The following is a 16,588-nucleotide window of genomic DNA, read 5'->3' on the forward strand; positions in this document are numbered from 1 at the left end:
ACATGGCTTTTCTGGACGGCCTGACAATTCTTGATTTCGCCAGCGTGGGTCCTGCGGCCCGGGCGTCGCGTATTCTGGCTGATTACGGCATGAATGTCGTCAAGGTGGCCCCGGTTGTGGCCAGCGGTGGAAAACAGATCGACCCGGTCTATCACGCCTACGGCGCTGGACGAGGCATGCAGCGTATTCGCGTTGACCTCAAGTCAGAGGACGGCAGGGCAACTATTTATAAGTTGGCAAGCAGCGTCGATGTGATCATGGAAAGCTACCGCCCCGGAGTGGCCGCACGCCTCGGTGTCGGCTATGAAGATATGCGCAAGCTCAACCCCGCCATCATCTACTGCTCTACCAGTGGCTATGGTCAGGAAGGCCCTTATGCGCAGTGGGCGGGCCACGATATCAACTATCTTGCCGTAGGCGGATTTCTTGCCTGCAGCGGCAAGGACGCCAATGGGCTTCCCGCCATTCCCGGAGCGACAGTCGCGGACAGCGCAGGGGGCGGGATGCATGCCGCGATGGCGATCATGTCTGCACTGCTCAACCGCTTTCGTAACAACGAAGGTGCGTATCTGGATGTCGCCGCGACAGACGGTGTATTGACTCTGATGTCGCTTTACCTGGACCAGTACACGGCAACGGGTGTGGAGACCAGGCCCAATGAAGCTGTGCTTACCGGGGCCTATGCCTGGTATGGCCTGTATGGGACTAAGGACGGCGGGGCTGTTTCCGTAGGCGCCATCGAGCCGCACTTTTTCAGGAACCTCTGTCGTTTGCTTGAACTCGAGGAGTTTAATGACGCGCAGTATGACCACAGCAGGCAGGCGGCGATGAAAGCTGCTTTTCAGCAGAAATTTCTTACGCTCACGCGAGATCAATGGACCGAAAGAATGGCCGCGGAGAACACCTGCGTTGCGCCGGTGCTGTCTGTCTCGGAAGTAGTTGAAGATGAACACCTGCAGGCACGCAATACCTTCATGCGGGCGCATCATCCGCAGGAGGGTGAGTTCCGTCAGCTGGCACCGGTGCTTGCAGGCTGTGAGCGCAGGCAGCCTGTACATCAGGTGTCCGCTGAAGGCAGCACCGATACAGATGAAGTGTTGCTCGCCGCTGGCTTCAGTGATGAAGATATACAGCGCTTGAAAGACAGCGGCTGTGTCGAGTAAGGGGGGCAGCAGAATGCCTGAGACCAACGCGGACATCCCGCAGCAAGTTCTCGATCTCATCGGTAAGCACCAGTACGAAGAGGAGACCGAGTTCGAAATCGAGATGGGGTACGTATACAACACGCTCGCCGCGGTGCAGAACGCTAACCCGCTGTACTGGGATAAGTCCTTTGCAGAACAGGTCGTGGGTGCCCAGATCGCACCGCCGACCATGCTCTCGGTCTGGTTCAGGCCACATTACTGGTCGCCGGGTTTTGAGGGGGAACGCACCGCGCTGCAGTCGCACTTCGATATGAAACGGATTATGGAGTTGCCCGAGGCCATCATAGGCGGGAACGAGAGTATTTTCGGGGTGCCAGTGAAGATGGGTGACAAACTGCGCACCTATCAGGTTCTTACCTCGGTCAGTGAGGTTAAAAAGACACGCGTCGGTACAGGTCGATTCTGGGTTATCGAAGTGCACTGCTTCAATCAGCACGACGAGCATGTGGGCACGGACATCTATAACTGTTTTGGATATCGGAGGCCCGCGCAATGAGTGCAAACCTTAACCCGAAACTTACGGCGGCGCAGGTATCAGTGGGTGACGAGCTGCCTCCTTTGACGGTGCCGGTGACGGCGACAACGGTAGTGCTGGGTGCCCTGGCCAGCCGCGACTGGCGCCCCATGCACCATGACCGGGATTTCGCGGTCAACCGAAATGGCGTAAGGGATATTTTCATCAACACGCCCAATAACGCTGCCTGGTTCGAGCGCTATATCACAGACTGGACAGGTCCTTTCGGCCGGCTGGGCAGAATGAAGTTCAGGATGAACAGCTCGGTTTTTCCCGGTGATGAGATGCTTATGTCCGGCTCGGTGAAGAACGTCAGCACTGACGCAGCAGGCTGCTGCTGGTTGGACCTGAATGTGTGCGTCTCAGTAGACGGAGAAGTGTCGACGTCCTGCGAGGCCAGGGTAGCCATTCCCGAAGACGCAAGTGATAACCCGTGGGCAAGAAAGGGCGACCAGTGGCGTCCATGAACTGAGCAATCAGCCTTGTGCTGCTTAAACCGATAATCGACAGGCCAGAGAATTTCCTGTTACTCAATTCCAGCGAGAGATATTTCAAGAGGCATCATCAATGGATCTCAAATTTACAGAAGAACAGCACATCCTTCGGGACATGGTCCGCAGCATGGTCGAAGATCACAGCACCACGGCGGTGGTGCGTGAGATGGAGCACGACAAAATCGGCGTTCCTACCGGACTCTGGCAGCAGATGAGCGAGATGGGCTTGACGGGGATGATGTTGCCGGAGGAGTACGGCGGCATAGGTCTCGACATGGTCGATTGTGCGTTAATCTACGAAGAACTGGGGCGTGGTCTGGCACCTGGCCCGCATTTCGTCAGCTCTGTCATCGCTGTTGGCGCGATCAGCCGCGGCTGCAGTGAACAGCAAAAGGCCGAACTATTTCCTGCCATGGGCAGCGGTGAGCTAATCGTGGCACCAGCGTGGCTGGAACCTGACAACGGGTTCGGGCCGCTGGGTGTGCAAATGCGTGCGGAGAATGATGGCGATACCTTTGTATTAAATGGCGTCAAGCGCCATGTGTTTTACGCCAGGGCAGCGCAGAAGCTCCTTGTGCTTGCGCGCACCGGCGATGCGGAAGCAGACGTTGACCTGTTCCTGGTGGATACTGATGCTGAGGGTGTCACCCTGGAGCAACAACGCTCAATGGCATACGACACTCAGTACAAAGTCACGTTCACCGATGTTGCAGTACCCGCCGCCAACAAGCTTTCCGGGGGCTGGTCAAACTGGCATGACGTATTGATGGATGGATGCATTCTGCAGGCTGCCTACGCAGTGGGCGCGGCCCAGCAGGCGCTGGATATCACCGTGCGTTATGCTAACGAACGGGAGCAGTTTGACAAACCTATTGGCGCTTTTCAGGCGCTGGCCCACTACATGGCGGATGCGCAGGTCGATATTACCGGCGCACAGGTGCTGGTCTGGGAGGCGGCCTGGGCACACAGAGAGGGCAAGTCCGTTGCCCGTCTGGCGCCGATGGCCAAATTATTCTGCTGCAATGCAAACAGGGATGCCACGGCAAAGTGCGAGCAGATTCACGGTGGCTACGGCTTCACCATGGAATACGATATCCAACTGTATTTCAGACGCGCCAAACAACAGCAGATGAACTGGCTTGATTCGAGGACCCTGGAAGACATGATTTCTGCAGACATTCTCGATACCGACGCTATCACCATCGTGAATCCATTCAAGGTTTAGGTGGGTCAGCGGCGCCTGGCCGAAAGTTCCAGTGACCCGTGGAATGCCAATTGAATAGCAACGCGGAAAATGTCGACAGCGGCAACCAGGGCTACGGTCAGGGTGTATACCGACGCCGTATTCTTCTGCAAAAGACCCGCAGTGGTGTGCGCGCCGAGTTGGAGGATGTCACCCATGCCTTCCGTCTTTTTCTGGCACATGACGGGGCCACCGTCACTGAGGTGATGGCTGAGCCGCTGCGCTACCCTTTCGATACCTGTCCTGCGGCCGTAGAAAAGCTGCACCCCTTGATTGGCAGTGCCCTGGATGTTGACGCATCGTCTTTGCGTGCCCTGCTGGATCCCGGCCAGAACTGCACACACCTTTATGACCTGACCCTGCTTGCGATGGCGCATGCAGTGCGTGAGGCGGATAGCAGGGTGTATGACATAACTGTTCCTGATGATTCCGGTGGCGGCGTGGAAATCGAAGTCGCTTGCGACGGTGTACCCGTTCATCGATGGACGGTACGTGAGCATCAGCTTATTCAGCCATCACCCCATGCGGGCATGACCCTGCAGAAAGGATTCTACCGCTGGGCGTGTGCGGCATTTGCCGACGATTCACTGGAGGCCGCCCAGGTCTTGCAGCGCGGCTACTTTGTTGCCCAGGTACGACGGCAGGACTACATGCGTGCAGGTGGACGCCCGGCAACGGCAGACAATATGCCGGACGGCGCCTGTTATTCATACAATAAAGGGGTGGTGGAAAACGCTGTGCATACGCATGGTATGGCAAGGGACTTTTCCACCGGAGCAGAACAGCTGCTCCGATTTTTATAAACGCAGGTCAGCCAGCATCTTTGGGTGTTAAATGGAAGCGAGGAAATAATATGTCGGGTGGAGCTCTGGCTGGAATAAAGGTTGTCGATTTTGGCCAGATGGTATCGGCGCCATTCTGTGCAAAGTTGTTCAGCGACTACGGTGCGGATGTGATTAAGGTGGAACTGCCAGAGGGCGACGCCGCACGGCGCACGGGACCATTTCCCGACGACGTGCCGCATGCGGAAAAAAGTGGCCTGTATTTCATCAACAATACCAACAAGCGCGGTGTTACCTGCGACGTCACCAACGAGGCTGGCAGGGCGCTATTCCTGGGTCTGTTGGAGTGGGCAGACGTTCTGATCGAGAATAACCTGCCGGGAAAGATGCGGGAGTGGGGCCTGGACTACGAGCAGATATCCCAGGTCAATAAAGACCTTGTCGTCATTTCGATTACCCCTTTTGGACAAACGGGGCCCTACAGTGGTTGGAACGCTTACGACCTTAATGCCTATCATCTCTCCGGCGCCAGCAGTCGTTACTGTGGGCGTCCGGGTGAGATGCCACTAGAGCACGGGACATTTGCTGCCGACTATTTTGGCGCGGTCAGCGGTGCAGCATGGGGAATGGCGGCGGTGTATGGCCGCAAACTGGCCGGGGGAGGGCAGCTGGTGGACGTATCCTGTGCTGAAGCCATAGCCGCTACTTTTGTCGGTGGTCAGAATATCGGGGGTTACGCTCAGGACGGCAGGTTCGACAAGCGTACCGGCATCGGTATGCCACTGGGCGCACCGGCAACGATAATGCCCTGCAAAGACGGACACGTGTGGATGCTCGCTCTGGAGGTGGGCCAGTGGCAGGGACTCAAGAAGGTGATGGGCAACCCGGAATGGGCGGACATGGAGCTGTTCGACGACATGCTGACGCGTGCCCAGAACGCCGACATTATCTACCCCTTTATCGAGGAGTGGACACTGCAACACGGCAAGATGGAAATTATGGAGAAATGCCAGGCGGCGGGTTGCCCTATCAGTGCTGTATTTACAGTCGCTGAGGCCGCGCAACAGGCCCACCTTGCAGCGCGAGATTTCTTTGTTGATATGGAGCATCCCGAGTTGGGCCGGGTGAGAAACATGGGCGCGCCATTCAAGCTGCCGGCGAGTCCGGGCGGACCGAAGACACCGGCGCCATTGCTGGGTCAACACAATCAGGAGGTCTACGCAGAAATTCTCGGCCTGGCGGCTGTGCAGATCGATCAGCTCAGGCGTGAAGGCGCAATTGGGGAGGTAGCAGGCAATGGCTAAGGCACTACCACTTAAAGGTATACGCGTAGTTAACTTCGGTTGGGTCTGGGCGGGTCCGGTGACTGGCCAGACGCTGGCTTTTCTTGGTGCTGAAGTATTGAAGGTCGAGTCCCAGGCGCGCGTGGACATGACCCGCAACCTGCCTCCCTACGCAGAGGGCGAGCCGGGCTTCAATCGCAGTTTGTCCAATCATGCATGTTGGGCGGGCAACGGTTCCGTGTCACTGAACCTGAAGGAACCCGAGGGTAGGCAGCTGGCGCTGGACCTGATTGCCACAGCTGATGTGGTGATTGAGAATTTCGGTCCCGGCGTAATGGAGAACATGGGCTTTGGTTACGCTGAGTTGTGCAAGGTCAAAAAGGATGTCGTTCTTTGCTCCATGCCTGGTGCAGGCTTGTATGGCCCGATGAAAAATGTGCGCACCTATGGCCTCAGTCTGACTTCAATCACCGGTCTGGATAGTCTTGTCGGCTACAAGGGAGGGACTCCGGTGCCTGTGGAGAATGCATACTCCGACCCGTTTGTCGGCATTTTCAGTGCGTTCGCAATACTGGCAGCGCTGAATCACCGCGATAACAGCGGGCAGGGCCAGCACGTGGATTTCTCCCAGCAGGAGGCCATCATGCAGATGATCGGGCCGGACTACATGGACTATGAACTCAATGGCCGGGTTGCAGGGCCAAAGGGAAATGAGCACCCGGTTGCTGCGGCGGCTCCGCACGGTGTGTTTCCCTGTGCGGGTGATGATCGCTGGATCAGTATCGCCGTACCGTCGGAAACGGAGTGGCAGTCCTTGCAGGTGGCAATGGGTAAGCCATGCTGGGCCGACGCCCCCGAGTTCTCGACACTTGTTCAGCGCGTGGAAAATATCGACGCGCTGCACCGCCGGCTGGCGGAATGGACTGCCGCGTCGGATGATTTTCAGCTGGCGGAAGAGCTGCAGGCACACGGCGTGGCGGCAGCCCCGGTGCTCAACATTGCCGACTTGTTGGACAACCCGCACTACCGGGAGAGAGGTACATACGTGGAGGTCACGCACCCGTTAGGATTCAGCGAGACTATCTACGGTGCCTATGTCAAAACCAGTCGTACAGAGGCAGATGTGAAGCCGGGTCCCTGGCTGGGTCAGGACAATGAGCGCGTGTTCAAGGATATTCTCGGCATGGATGCGGAGCGCTACGCAAGCCTGGTCGATGCGAAAGTGATTTATTGAGCGCCACATGCACACAGACATTGCAAGATATGCCATGCGAGCGCCGCACAAGCCGTCAGGCTTAGCGACCAATGAAGAATGTCCAGCTCTCATACAGCTTTGTCCCAATTTGAGATGAGCCGGAGCATTCCTGCAGGCCGACAACAACTAGACTGTTTTTAGTGCGGTGCCCCGGGGCGCTGCATGAACAGTTCAGCTTTATCGGGGAAATAGACTCACTCTGGCTGATGCTTTGGCTTCGTCAGGAACATTGCAAACACATAACTACATTCCAGGGAGAATGATGCTATGAAATTCGCTACCGCAACAAATCAATTGACAGGGGCACCGTTCAGTTACGCCCGATCCTTCCTCTGCACGGCGGTCGTCCTTGGCAGTATGGTGCCTGGTGTGGCTTCGGTTTATGCACAGGAAACCGCTGGTGCGCTGGAGGAGGTTATTGTTACCGCCCGGCGCCGCAGTGAAAGCCTGCAGGATGTCCCCGTTTCGGTTACCTCCTTCAGTCAAGCAGACATTGAGGCGATTGGCATTACCGACGTTGCCGCCCTCAGCGAGCTGACTCCCAACCTCATTGTACAACCCAATACCGGTGGTAACGATGGCGTGCTGATTTGCATGCGCGGTCTCTGTCGTACCGACTTTACGATTACCGAGGACCCCATGGTGGGGATTTACCTGGATGGCGTCTACGTGGGCAAGTCCATCGGCTCGCTGTTCGACGTGACAGAGCTGGAGCGTGTTGAGGTTCTGCGCGGGCCACAGGGCACGCTGTATGGCAAAAATACGCTGGGCGGAGCGGTATTGCTGCACACGCGCAAGCCCAGTGGTGAGTGGGGTGGTACTGCCACGCTGACTGCAGGAAATTTTGACCGGCTTGATGCCAAGGGCTTTATCGAGTTCCCGATCACCGACACGCTGGCAGGCAGCCTGTCGTACCTTTATAAGAGCCGTGACCCCTTTGTGGAGAACACCATGGGTGATGATCGCTGGTCAGAGGATAACCAGGCGATTCACGCAGCACTGCGCTGGTTGCCCGGTGATACCGTAACCATCGATTACGCCTTCGACTGGCAGGAGAAAGATGAAGAACCGCTGGCCTCACAAATTGTCAGCGCGACAGGCGAAGTCGGCGGATTTGGTTTGGGAGACTTGTTTGCCCAGGACGTGCGCCCGGACTACGCCGACAAGGTTCGTACCTTTGGTGCATCCCATAGTGAAGTCGACATGATGGCTCACTCATTGACCATGAATTTCGAACTGCAGGATCGTGGCGGTCTTGAGGGTATGGCGGTCAAGTCGATCACCGGCTATCGCGAGGTTGACAACGACATGCTCAATAACTCCTCCGGTGCCAGCAGCCCCTTTATCTATTCCAACGATATATTTGACTATGACGCTTTTAGTCAGGAAGTGCAGTTCAGCGGTAGCTTTGGCAATGGCTTTGGAGATATCGTTCTGGGCGCTTTCTACTTCAATGAGGAGGGTACCTACACCAATAACCAGGAAATTAACGCATTCGCGGCGCACGTAGAGTATTTGACAGAAATTGACAATACCAGCTGGGCGCTGTTTACCGAAGTGACAATGCATCTCACCGACAGACTGGCGCTTTCGGCAGGCCTGCGTTACACCGACGAGGAGAGGGAACAGAACCACACTGTGACCGATATCCCCAGCGGATTTGTATTCCTGAATACGTATACGCAGACCTTTGGCGGATTCCCACAGGCTTACCCTACAAAGGTGGACGCAACCAATACCTCGCCACGCCTCTCTATAAGCTACGACCTGGGAGAGGACGTGATGGCCTATGCGACCTATGCCAAGGGCTTCAAGAGTGGTGGTTTTAATGCGCGCAGCGCCACACCACTGCAATGGGGCCCCTACGACGACATGGAAGTCGACAGTTACGAAGTGGGTGTCAAATCAATGTTGTGGGATAACCGCATACGGCTGAACGCCACGGCTTTCTACGAGGAGCTCAGCGATATGCAGTCACAGGTCAACGCGGTGGACCCCAGCAACCAGCAGTCCGGGTTCTCATCAGTGATTCAGAATGCCGCAGATGCGACGGTGGCTGGCTTTGAGCTGGAGTTTATTGCGCAGCTGACCCCGGACCTGAATGTCAACGTGGGTTATGGCTACACAGATGCGGACTACGATACCTTCAGTTCATTCGACCCGATAAGCGGAGCAATCAGTGACATCTCCGATGATCGTGCCTTTGAGTTCACGCCCGAGAACAATTACCACGTTTCGGTCAGCTATGCGTTCCCGCAGTTCACTGACAACGGCAGACTTTACGGCCGTGTGGATTGGTCGGGGCAGAGCAAGATCCATGTTACACCGAAAGTGAGTGGTAACGATGACCTCACCCAGAGCAGCTATGACGTTCTCAATGCGCGCCTGACATACGGTGATATTGCAATAGGTGATGGCACTCTGGCCATCGCGGCCTGGGTCAAGAACGCCACCGACGAAGAGTACAGGATCGGCGGTTATGAAGTGGACGGTGGCGACCCTGCCTTTGGTGGTATAGGGCGCGTGGCCATCGGGCAGTTTGGTGAGCCTCGCACTTATGGTGTGGATGTGATCTATCGCTTTGGTACCTTGCAATAGCGGCCAACTGACGCTGGCCCCCTGGCAGGGGCCAGCAGCATGCCCGCAACAATATGGTGATACGTGACACACCTTTTTTAGATTGTTTATACCCGCCAGGCAGGCTTGTACCCGCGTTCAACTCGAACGGAAGCGATAGGCAGAATGCCAGGCTGGTAATGGAAGCGACCTTATGAAAGCAATGAAATTCGCATTGGCGACCCCCGGGCTCCTGAACTACCCGGCGTCCATGGCTCCCTGGGAAAAAACGGCGGCCGGGGATGAAATTTTGCGCTTCGCCAGGGCGGCGGACAAGCAGAAATGGCAGTGGCTGACCGTGCCCGAACACGTATTCATGCCTGAGGATATGTGTGAATCCATGGGCAGTCGTTTTCCCGAAGGCGTCGCTGCCTGTGCGGTGCTGGCCGGTGCGACCGAGCGTATACACTTGCTTACTTACGTGCTGGTGCTGCCTTATCGAAATCCACTCATGCTGGCCAAACAAATATCAACGATCGAATTTATCGCCGGTGGGCGCTTTACCCTGGGCACTGCGCCTGGTCATCTTGAAAAAGAGTTCCAGATGCTGGGTATCCCATTTAAAGCCCGCGGCAAGATTACTGACGAGTACCTGCAGGTTTTGAAAGAATGCTGGACGTCGGATCATCCACATTACTCGGGTTATTATTCGCAGTTTGATCACATTGTGATGGACCCCAAACCCGTACAGAAACCCCATCCGCCGATTTTCATCGGCGGCAACACCAAACTGGCGATGCGCCGCGCGGTAGAGCATGGCGATGGCTGGATTCCCTGGCTGATAACCCATGACCAGTTCGAAGACTGCCTGCAGTATATTCGCGAGCAGCCCGCATATGAGGAGAAGAAAGACCGCTTCGAAATAGTGATGCCTACCACGGAATATCAGGTGGAGGACTACTCTCACCGGGAAACTGCCGATACCCTGATAGAGTCAGACCGTGACGCGGTGATGCGTGAGATCGAGTGGCTTCAAAACGCCGGTGCTACCGTTGCCCAGGTGATGCCACCCAAAGTTGAAACCTTTGAGCAGTGCCTGGACTGGTTGGCCTGGTTCGACGAGGATATTATTCCTAATTTCATCTAGGTGGCGCTGCCCCCTGTTCTGGCTTTTGCAGGTGGTGCCGCGTACGCGCTCGATAGCGGGAGGCCAGCGTTGATCCGGCTGTTTAGTCCTTGATATTCGGTAATGAAACAAAGACTGGAGAAAAGCAATGGCTAGTGAACAAGACATGATCCTGTTTCGTGTAGAAGACAGTGTGGGGATCATTACACTCAATCGTCCGGAGAAGCTTAATGCGGTGAGTTGGGAGTTGGCGGAAGAGTTGTCCCAGCTACTGATATCCTTGCGTTTCAATGATGAGGTGCGCACTATCCTCATCCATGGTGCCGGGCGTGCATTCTGTGCTGGTGGGGATGTCGATTTTATCTCCGGTGACAGCGACCGCCCGATGCCGGGAACCTCTGATCCCTCGCGTCCTATTCCTCGTTCACAGCGTAAAACGCCAGGTGGGCCATTCTTCGAAGTGGCACGCCAACTGATTTATGTCGACAAGCCGGTCATTGCAGCAATACACGGCCCCGCGGTGGGCGCGGGTCTGGCCTACTCGCTGGCCTGTGACCGGCGATTCGGTGATACAACGACAAAAATGGCGGCGATATTCACCAACATTGGCGTCGCGCCAGATTGCGGTATGTCATATTTCCTGCCCAGGATCGTGGGCCTTCCCAACGCACTGATGATGGTGGAAACGGCGCAGATATTTGAAGCTGAACGCTGCAAGGAGTTGGGTCTACTCGACGAACTTGTGGAGGAGGGTAAGGCCTATGACGCGGCGCTGGACTACGCGAAGTCACTGGCGGGCCGGGCCAGTGTGGCGATAGACATGTCCAGAAGAATGATTCATATGTCTGCCCAGGGCGCGACGCTGGAAGACATTCTCGACTATGAGGGAATCGCCGGCGTGATTGTGGCGTCGACCAACGATGCCAGGGAAGGCACGGCTGCCTTCATGGAGAAGCGAAAACCCGAATACAAAGGTAACTAGTCAGCGCGTATGCGCAATCTCGGTACTCGCTCAGCCCCTGATCTCTCGCGGCGCCCGTATCAGGCGCGCTTGGAAAGTGGCCGCTGCTGACCTACCATACGGTTTCCGGGGCGGATGCCCGATAGCCGGAGAATGGAAATGAGCGATACCCTGAAGCGCTGGCATGGATTTGTTGCCAGCGGTGATGCTGAGATGCTGAACGAGCTGATCGCAGATGATTGTGTATTCCTGTCGCCGGTAGTGCATACGCCCCAGGTAGGGGGGGATATTACCCGCCTTTACCTGACCGGGGCGATGCACGTGCTTGAAGACGGCTTCCACTATGTAAAGGAAGTGGTCAGCGGTAATCATGCGGTGCTTGAGTTTGCCTGCGAAATAGATGGCCTGCAGGTGAACGGCGTGGATATCATGACGTTCAACGAAGAGGGTAAGATCAGCGAGTTCAAGGTGATGGTGCGCCCACTCAAGGCCATCAATGCGGTGCACATGAAGATGGGCGAAATGCTGGATCAGTTGTCGGCTTGACGACGGTGGACGTATTTCCAGAGACGGAACATACCGGGAGCGAGCTCATGATTACCATTTCCGCAACGCTGCGAATATTGCTTGTCTCAACCCTGCTGGCCGTGGCCGCGTGTGGTGCTGACAAAGCCCCTTCACCGCTGATACCCGAGGGGGGGAAGGAGAGGCAGATGTCCAGGATCGAAGGCGAAGTATTTTATCGGGAACGCATGATGTTGCCACCCGGTGCGGAGCTGGAAGTGCAGCTGCAGGATATTTCCCGGGCTGATGCCATGGCCACGGTTATTGCTACCGTGATGCAGCAGCTTCAGTCAGCTCCCCCCTATCCCTTTGCGATTGAGTATGACCCCGATTCAATTGATCCACGCATGCGCTATGCCTTGCGCGCAATCATCTCCATGGGTGATCGCCTGCTGTTCACCAGCACGGAATATATCGACCCTTTTACAGGTGGTTCGATTGAGATAATGGTGCAGCGCGTGGCCGAACCGGTCGACAAGGCTGCGGCCGTAGAACAAGCGGCGAGTCCAGAATCGGGAATCGCGAGTACGCCTGCTCGATCCCGGAGCTCAGATGATGAAGTGTCAGCCCCTGCTGTCTGGGAACTGGTGACGCTGGCGGGCGAGCCAGCCCCGACCGGAGCAGATGGCAATCCCGTCCAGCTCTCCATGAACTCAGAAGACAGCACCGCAGCGGGATTCTCCGGGTGCAATCGCTACAGCGGCAAGTTCAGTTCCGAGGGCAGCTCTGCCCATGGGACGCCAATCAAGTTTGGTCCCCTGGCTGGCACGATGCGTTTCTGCGCAGAAGGCGATGAGCTGGAGCGGGCCTACCTCAAAATGCTGGACAGCGTTGATGCATACCGTATGCGGGGCGAGGGCCTTGAACTAATGCAGGGCGACCGGGTGGTGTCTACTTTCAAGCAGCGCCGATGACCAGACGGACCTGACCGGTGGAACTGGACTCGCGGCAAACGCTGATCATCGCCATCCTGGTGCTTTACCTGGGGCGATTCATCAACGGCCGGTTACAACTGCTGCGCGACTACAATATCCCTGAGCCGGTCACTGGTGGCTTGCTGGCCTCACTGGGCTTCACTCTGGTTTATGTCTTTTCCGGTGCTGAAATCAGCTTCGATATGGCCAATCGCGATATGTTACTGATTGTGTTCTTTACCACGATTGGGCTGTCTTCACGGATTGACGTACTTAAGCAGGGAGGCAAGTCGCTACTTGTTTTGCTGGTTCTTGCGGTAATTTACCTGTTTTTACAGAACATGCTGGGTATCGGTATTGCTTCCCTGGCGGGAGCGCCGCCCGGCCTGGGTCTGTTAACCGGGTCGGTCAGTCTCAGTGGCGGTCATGGTACCGCTATAGCGTGGGCCCCCACCTTCGCCAACGACTACGGCATGCCGTACGCTATGGAAGTGGGTCTGGCTTGTGCCACCTTTGGGTTGATCTTCGGCGGTATTCTGGGCGGGCCTATCGCCCGCTTTCTGGTCTGGCGTAATAAACTGGACGTGGGAGGGAGCGGTGACCTTACCGTGGGCTTCCGCTATAAAGAGCACGAAATTATAAATGTGGACGGCATCCTCAAAGTCTTGCTGGTCATTGCCATCGCCATCGGCGTGGGTATCCACCTCAACGAGCTGTTTGTCAGCTGGGGCCTGAGGCTGCCTGATTTTGTTACCTGCCTGTTCGCAGGCATCATCCTTACCAACAGCTTGCCGCGTTTCCTGCCGCGCTACCAGTGGCCCACCGGTACTCGCTCACTGGCGCTGGTGTCTGATGTGAGCCTCGGCCTGTTCCTGTCCATGTCGTTAATGAGCCTGCAACTCTGGGCGCTGGCCGACCTCGCGGGATCGATAGTGATATTGCTGGTAGCCCAGATCGTGCTGATTACGCTCTTTACTATTTTCGTGGTGTTTCGCGCGCTGGGCGCCGACTATGATGCCGCGGTCATCTGTTCGGGATACTCCGGGCTGGCGCTGGGCGCGACCCCAACCGCCATCGCTAACATGACTGCAGTAACGAAGTCTCTGGGGCCCGCGCCCCGCGCTTTCGTTATCGTGCCCCTGGTAGGCGCCTTCTTTATCGACCTGAGCAACGCGCTGATCATCAACACCTTACTGAGATGGTTTGGTTGAAAGTCTGGATAGTCCGCGTAACTTTTTTTGGCGTATACTCCGTTCGCTATGACTGAGTCAGTTTCCACATCTCTGCTGCACAGAAAAACGGCCCTGCCCCTGACGCGAGCGCTGGCCCTGGTCGCGCTATTGTGCGTGGGCGCTCTGCAGGTGCAGGAGGCCGGCCACGGGCACTGGATTGAGCACGACGACACCTCGGTTCAGTGTCTGGTGTGCAAGAACTCAGTCGGCACAGCCCTGCCCCTGGAGGCGCCCGCGGTCCAGCCCATTGGCATCGTTGCCGGTGCCGCTGTACTGCTTGCTCCCGCGCTTTCCGCCGTTGACTTCTCGCCGTCCCTGCCCCGGGCTCCCCCTTACTACTCCTGATAGAACTATTTTTCTATTTAATCAGGAGTTGAACGATGAAGCGTTTTATCCCCCTTGCCGTGGCTGTGGCCGCTGCGAATTCGGCTGCTGCGCAGTCGGAACTTGAACATGTTCTGGTGTCCGTGCCCCTGCACAAAAAGACAGCGGAGACCGCGCTGCCGGTAACCGTGCTATCTGGTGATGAACTGCGCCGGGTAGCGGCAAGCTCTATTGGCGACACCCTCAGCAACACGCCCGGTCTGGCCAATGCCTCCTTTGGCCCTGGCGTTGGCCAGCCGGTTATTCGTGGGCAACAGGGTGCCCGGGTCACCGTATTACAGAACGGCACCAGCAGTGCCGATGCTTCCAATTTGTCGGCAGATCACGCGGTTTCGGTGGAGCCGTTACTGGCAGACAGCATCGAGGTACTGCGTGGCCCGTCGACGCTGCTGTACGGTGGGGGCGCCATCGGCGGCGTCGTCAATGTCCTCGACAATCGCATCCCGACATCGCTGCCAGATGAACCCTCTGGTGGTCTGGAATATCGCCACGACAGTGCCTCAGACATGGATAATGTAGTAGGGCGTCTTGAAGGTGGCAGCGGCAACTTTGCGTTACATGTGGACGCCCTGTATCGCGACTGGAGTGATCTGGAAATCCCCGGCTACGCGGAGCGTGTAGACCACGACGAGGGTGAAGAGCATGGTGAGGAGGAAGCCGGGCGTAAGGGCGTGTTGGAGAACACAGGCGGCCGCACCAGGAGTCTCACCCTGGGCGGCAGTTATCACTTTGAGGACGGTTTCTTCGGCCTCGCGGTGAGCCGGCTGGAGAATACCTATGGTATACCGGCGGGTGCGCATGCGCACCACGGCGAAGAAGAGTACGTGGATGACAATAAGGGCGAAGAGCAGGACGAGGGTGAGGAAGAGGGCGTAACCCTGGATGTAGAGCAGGTGCGCTACGACGCGGCCCTGCACTGGCACGAGCCCGTCGCCGGACTCGAGGTTGTGCGCGGTTTTCTTACTTACACTGACTATGAGCACAAGGAAATCGAAGGCTCCGGCGAAGTCGGCACCACCTATGCCAACGACAGCTGGGAAGGCCGACTGGAACTGGTGCACGAGACCATGGCCAACTTCCACGGTGTATTCGGCCTGCAAATAAAGTCGGCCGAGTTCAGTGCCCTGGGTGAGGAGGCTTTTATACCGGTTACTGATAGCGATGAGACCGGTCTGTTCCTTCTCGAGGACTGGCATCGTGGCGACTGGACCTTCGAATTTGGCGCGCGCTATGACCACGACAAGCGTGACCCCGACTCAGCAGTGGCGCGCAGCACCAGTTTCAATGCGGTAAGTGCGTCCGTGTCCGCGCTTTGGAACTTCGCCGCCGATTGGCAAATAGGTGCCGCCTTGTCCGCCGCCGAGCGTGCTCCCACCATCGAAGAGCTCTATTCCAACGTGGAGGCGAGCAATCAGTCAGAGCTGGTCGTGCATGCTGCGACCAACGCGATTGAGATTGGCAGCGTCGACCTGGAGACCGAGACGTCCAACAACCTGGATGTCAGTATTGATTGGTTGGGTGACGAGCACTATGTGTCCTTCACCGTCTTTTACAATGACTTTGTAGACTATATAGGCCTGCTGGCAACGGGTGAGGAAGTCGACGAGGTAATGGTGTATGCCTACGATCAGGAAGACGCTGAGTTCTATGGTATTGAAATCGACTCTGAGTTCACTCTGGCCGGCCCGGGAGATGGGGATTTACGCCTGCGTCTATTTGGCGACCTCATTCGCGGTGAACTGGACAATGGTGACAATGTGCCGCGGCTACCACCCCGGCGCGTGGGGGCGCGCCTGAGCTGGACCAATGATAGCTGGCAGTTCTGGGGACAGGTCGTCGATGCGGCTGACCAGGATCGTGCCGGTGCGAATGCGGAAGAGACAGACGGCTATACGCGCTGGGACATGGGCCTGGATTACCGGCTGCCGATTGCCGCTGGGGAACTGGTCGCGTTTGTGAATCTCAACAACATCAGTGACGAGGAAATCCGCCTGAGCACCTCCTTTCTGCGCGATGTAGCGCCCGAAGGGGGGCGCTCCATTGAGGCTGGTCTTCGCTACAGCTTTTAACCGCAG

15 protein-coding genes are annotated in these 16,588 nt (G+C 56.8%); all 15 read left to right on the plus strand.

What is annotated here, in order from left to right:
• Positions 1 to 2 precede the first annotated feature (2 nt).
• The 15 genes from C0039_RS09015 (at position 3) to C0039_RS09085 (ending at position 16,582) form a co-directional block, all read left to right on the plus strand.
• Positions 3 to 1,163 (plus strand): CaiB/BaiF CoA transferase family protein, encoded by a 1,161-nt coding sequence (locus tag C0039_RS09015; protein WP_075999966.1) that lies wholly within the window; start codon positions 3 to 5, stop codon positions 1,161 to 1,163.
• A gap of 13 nt (positions 1,164 to 1,176) precedes the next feature.
• Entirely contained in the window at positions 1,177 to 1,701 is a 525-nt protein-coding gene (locus C0039_RS09020; RefSeq protein ID WP_075999967.1) for an FAS1-like dehydratase domain-containing protein, read from the plus strand.
• On the plus strand, positions 1,698 to 2,186 hold the full coding sequence (locus tag C0039_RS09025) for a hotdog family protein (protein ID WP_075999968.1): 489 nt from the start codon (positions 1,698 to 1,700) through the stop codon (positions 2,184 to 2,186). The genes C0039_RS09020 and C0039_RS09025 overlap by 4 nt, the downstream gene beginning before the upstream one ends.
• A gap of 100 nt (positions 2,187 to 2,286) precedes the next feature.
• Positions 2,287 to 3,438 (plus strand): acyl-CoA dehydrogenase family protein, encoded by a 1,152-nt coding sequence (locus C0039_RS09030; protein WP_075999969.1) that lies wholly within the window; start codon positions 2,287 to 2,289, stop codon positions 3,436 to 3,438.
• A 50-nt stretch (positions 3,439 to 3,488) separates the two neighbouring features.
• Positions 3,489 to 4,259 (plus strand): DUF2889 domain-containing protein, encoded by a 771-nt coding sequence (locus tag C0039_RS09035; RefSeq protein WP_165787078.1) that lies wholly within the window; start codon positions 3,489 to 3,491, stop codon positions 4,257 to 4,259.
• Between the two features lie 50 nt (positions 4,260 to 4,309).
• A complete protein-coding gene (locus C0039_RS09040) occupies positions 4,310 to 5,542 on the plus strand; it encodes a CaiB/BaiF CoA transferase family protein (RefSeq protein WP_075999971.1) in 1,233 nt (410 codons plus the stop codon).
• The gene (locus C0039_RS09045; RefSeq protein ID WP_101517887.1) at positions 5,535 to 6,755 is read left to right on the plus strand and encodes a CaiB/BaiF CoA transferase family protein; all 1,221 of its coding nucleotides are present in this window, start codon (positions 5,535 to 5,537) and stop codon (positions 6,753 to 6,755) included. Before C0039_RS09040 ends, C0039_RS09045 begins: the two co-directional genes overlap by 8 nt.
• 288 nt (positions 6,756 to 7,043) lie before the next feature.
• A complete protein-coding gene (locus C0039_RS09050; RefSeq protein WP_101517888.1) occupies positions 7,044 to 9,374 on the plus strand; it encodes a TonB-dependent receptor in 2,331 nt (776 codons plus the stop codon).
• Between the two features lie 172 nt (positions 9,375 to 9,546).
• Positions 9,547 to 10,479 carry a TIGR03619 family F420-dependent LLM class oxidoreductase gene (locus C0039_RS09055; protein ID WP_075999974.1) on the plus strand — a complete coding sequence of 311 codons (933 nt, stop codon included), beginning with the start codon at positions 9,547 to 9,549 and terminating at the stop codon, positions 10,477 to 10,479.
• A 127-nt stretch (positions 10,480 to 10,606) separates the two neighbouring features.
• On the plus strand, positions 10,607 to 11,440 hold the full coding sequence (locus tag C0039_RS09060; RefSeq protein WP_075999975.1) for an enoyl-CoA hydratase/isomerase family protein: 834 nt from the start codon (positions 10,607 to 10,609) through the stop codon (positions 11,438 to 11,440).
• A gap of 138 nt (positions 11,441 to 11,578) precedes the next feature.
• Positions 11,579 to 11,965 (plus strand): nuclear transport factor 2 family protein, encoded by a 387-nt coding sequence (locus tag C0039_RS09065; protein ID WP_075999976.1) that lies wholly within the window; start codon positions 11,579 to 11,581, stop codon positions 11,963 to 11,965.
• A gap of 167 nt (positions 11,966 to 12,132) precedes the next feature.
• Positions 12,133 to 12,897, plus strand: coding sequence for a YbaY family lipoprotein (locus C0039_RS09070; protein WP_165787079.1), 765 nt, complete (start codon positions 12,133 to 12,135; stop codon positions 12,895 to 12,897).
• 17 nt (positions 12,898 to 12,914) lie between these two features.
• Positions 12,915 to 14,108 (plus strand): sodium/glutamate symporter, encoded by a 1,194-nt coding sequence (gltS, locus tag C0039_RS09075; RefSeq protein ID WP_075999978.1) that lies wholly within the window; start codon positions 12,915 to 12,917, stop codon positions 14,106 to 14,108.
• Between the two features lie 48 nt (positions 14,109 to 14,156).
• Positions 14,157 to 14,474 (plus strand): hypothetical protein, encoded by a 318-nt coding sequence (locus C0039_RS09080; protein WP_075999979.1) that lies wholly within the window; start codon positions 14,157 to 14,159, stop codon positions 14,472 to 14,474.
• A gap of 35 nt (positions 14,475 to 14,509) precedes the next feature.
• On the plus strand, positions 14,510 to 16,582 hold the full coding sequence (locus C0039_RS09085; protein ID WP_075999980.1) for a TonB-dependent receptor: 2,073 nt from the start codon (positions 14,510 to 14,512) through the stop codon (positions 16,580 to 16,582).
• Positions 16,583 to 16,588: the final 6 nt, after the last annotated feature.

Origin of the sequence: Pseudohalioglobus lutimaris, from assembly GCF_002866825.1 — a bacterium.
Lineage (GTDB): Bacteria > Pseudomonadota > Gammaproteobacteria > Pseudomonadales > Halieaceae > Halioglobus > Halioglobus lutimaris.

Bases quoted from the DNA above. Each gene is read 5' to 3' on its own strand.
- C0039_RS09015 (WP_075999966.1), top strand. From the start codon at position 3: ATGGCTTTTCTGGACGGCCTGACAATTCTTGATTTCGCCAGCGTGGGT.
- C0039_RS09020 (WP_075999967.1), top strand. From the start codon at position 1,177: ATGCCTGAGACCAACGCGGACATCCCGCAGCAAGTTCTCGATCTCATC.
- C0039_RS09025 (WP_075999968.1), top strand. From the start codon at position 1,698: ATGAGTGCAAACCTTAACCCGAAACTTACGGCGGCGCAGGTATCAGTG.
- C0039_RS09030 (WP_075999969.1), top strand. From the start codon at position 2,287: ATGGATCTCAAATTTACAGAAGAACAGCACATCCTTCGGGACATGGTC.
- C0039_RS09040 (WP_075999971.1), top strand. From the start codon at position 4,310: ATGTCGGGTGGAGCTCTGGCTGGAATAAAGGTTGTCGATTTTGGCCAG.
- C0039_RS09045 (WP_101517887.1), top strand. From the start codon at position 5,535: ATGGCTAAGGCACTACCACTTAAAGGTATACGCGTAGTTAACTTCGGT.
- C0039_RS09050 (WP_101517888.1), top strand. From the start codon at position 7,044: ATGAAATTCGCTACCGCAACAAATCAATTGACAGGGGCACCGTTCAGT.
- C0039_RS09055 (WP_075999974.1), top strand. From the start codon at position 9,547: ATGAAAGCAATGAAATTCGCATTGGCGACCCCCGGGCTCCTGAACTAC.
- C0039_RS09060 (WP_075999975.1), top strand. From the start codon at position 10,607: ATGGCTAGTGAACAAGACATGATCCTGTTTCGTGTAGAAGACAGTGTG.
- C0039_RS09065 (WP_075999976.1), top strand. From the start codon at position 11,579: ATGAGCGATACCCTGAAGCGCTGGCATGGATTTGTTGCCAGCGGTGAT.
- C0039_RS09070 (WP_165787079.1), top strand. From the start codon at position 12,133: ATGTCCAGGATCGAAGGCGAAGTATTTTATCGGGAACGCATGATGTTG.
- C0039_RS09080 (WP_075999979.1), top strand. From the start codon at position 14,157: ATGACTGAGTCAGTTTCCACATCTCTGCTGCACAGAAAAACGGCCCTG.
- C0039_RS09085 (WP_075999980.1), top strand. From the start codon at position 14,510: ATGAAGCGTTTTATCCCCCTTGCCGTGGCTGTGGCCGCTGCGAATTCG.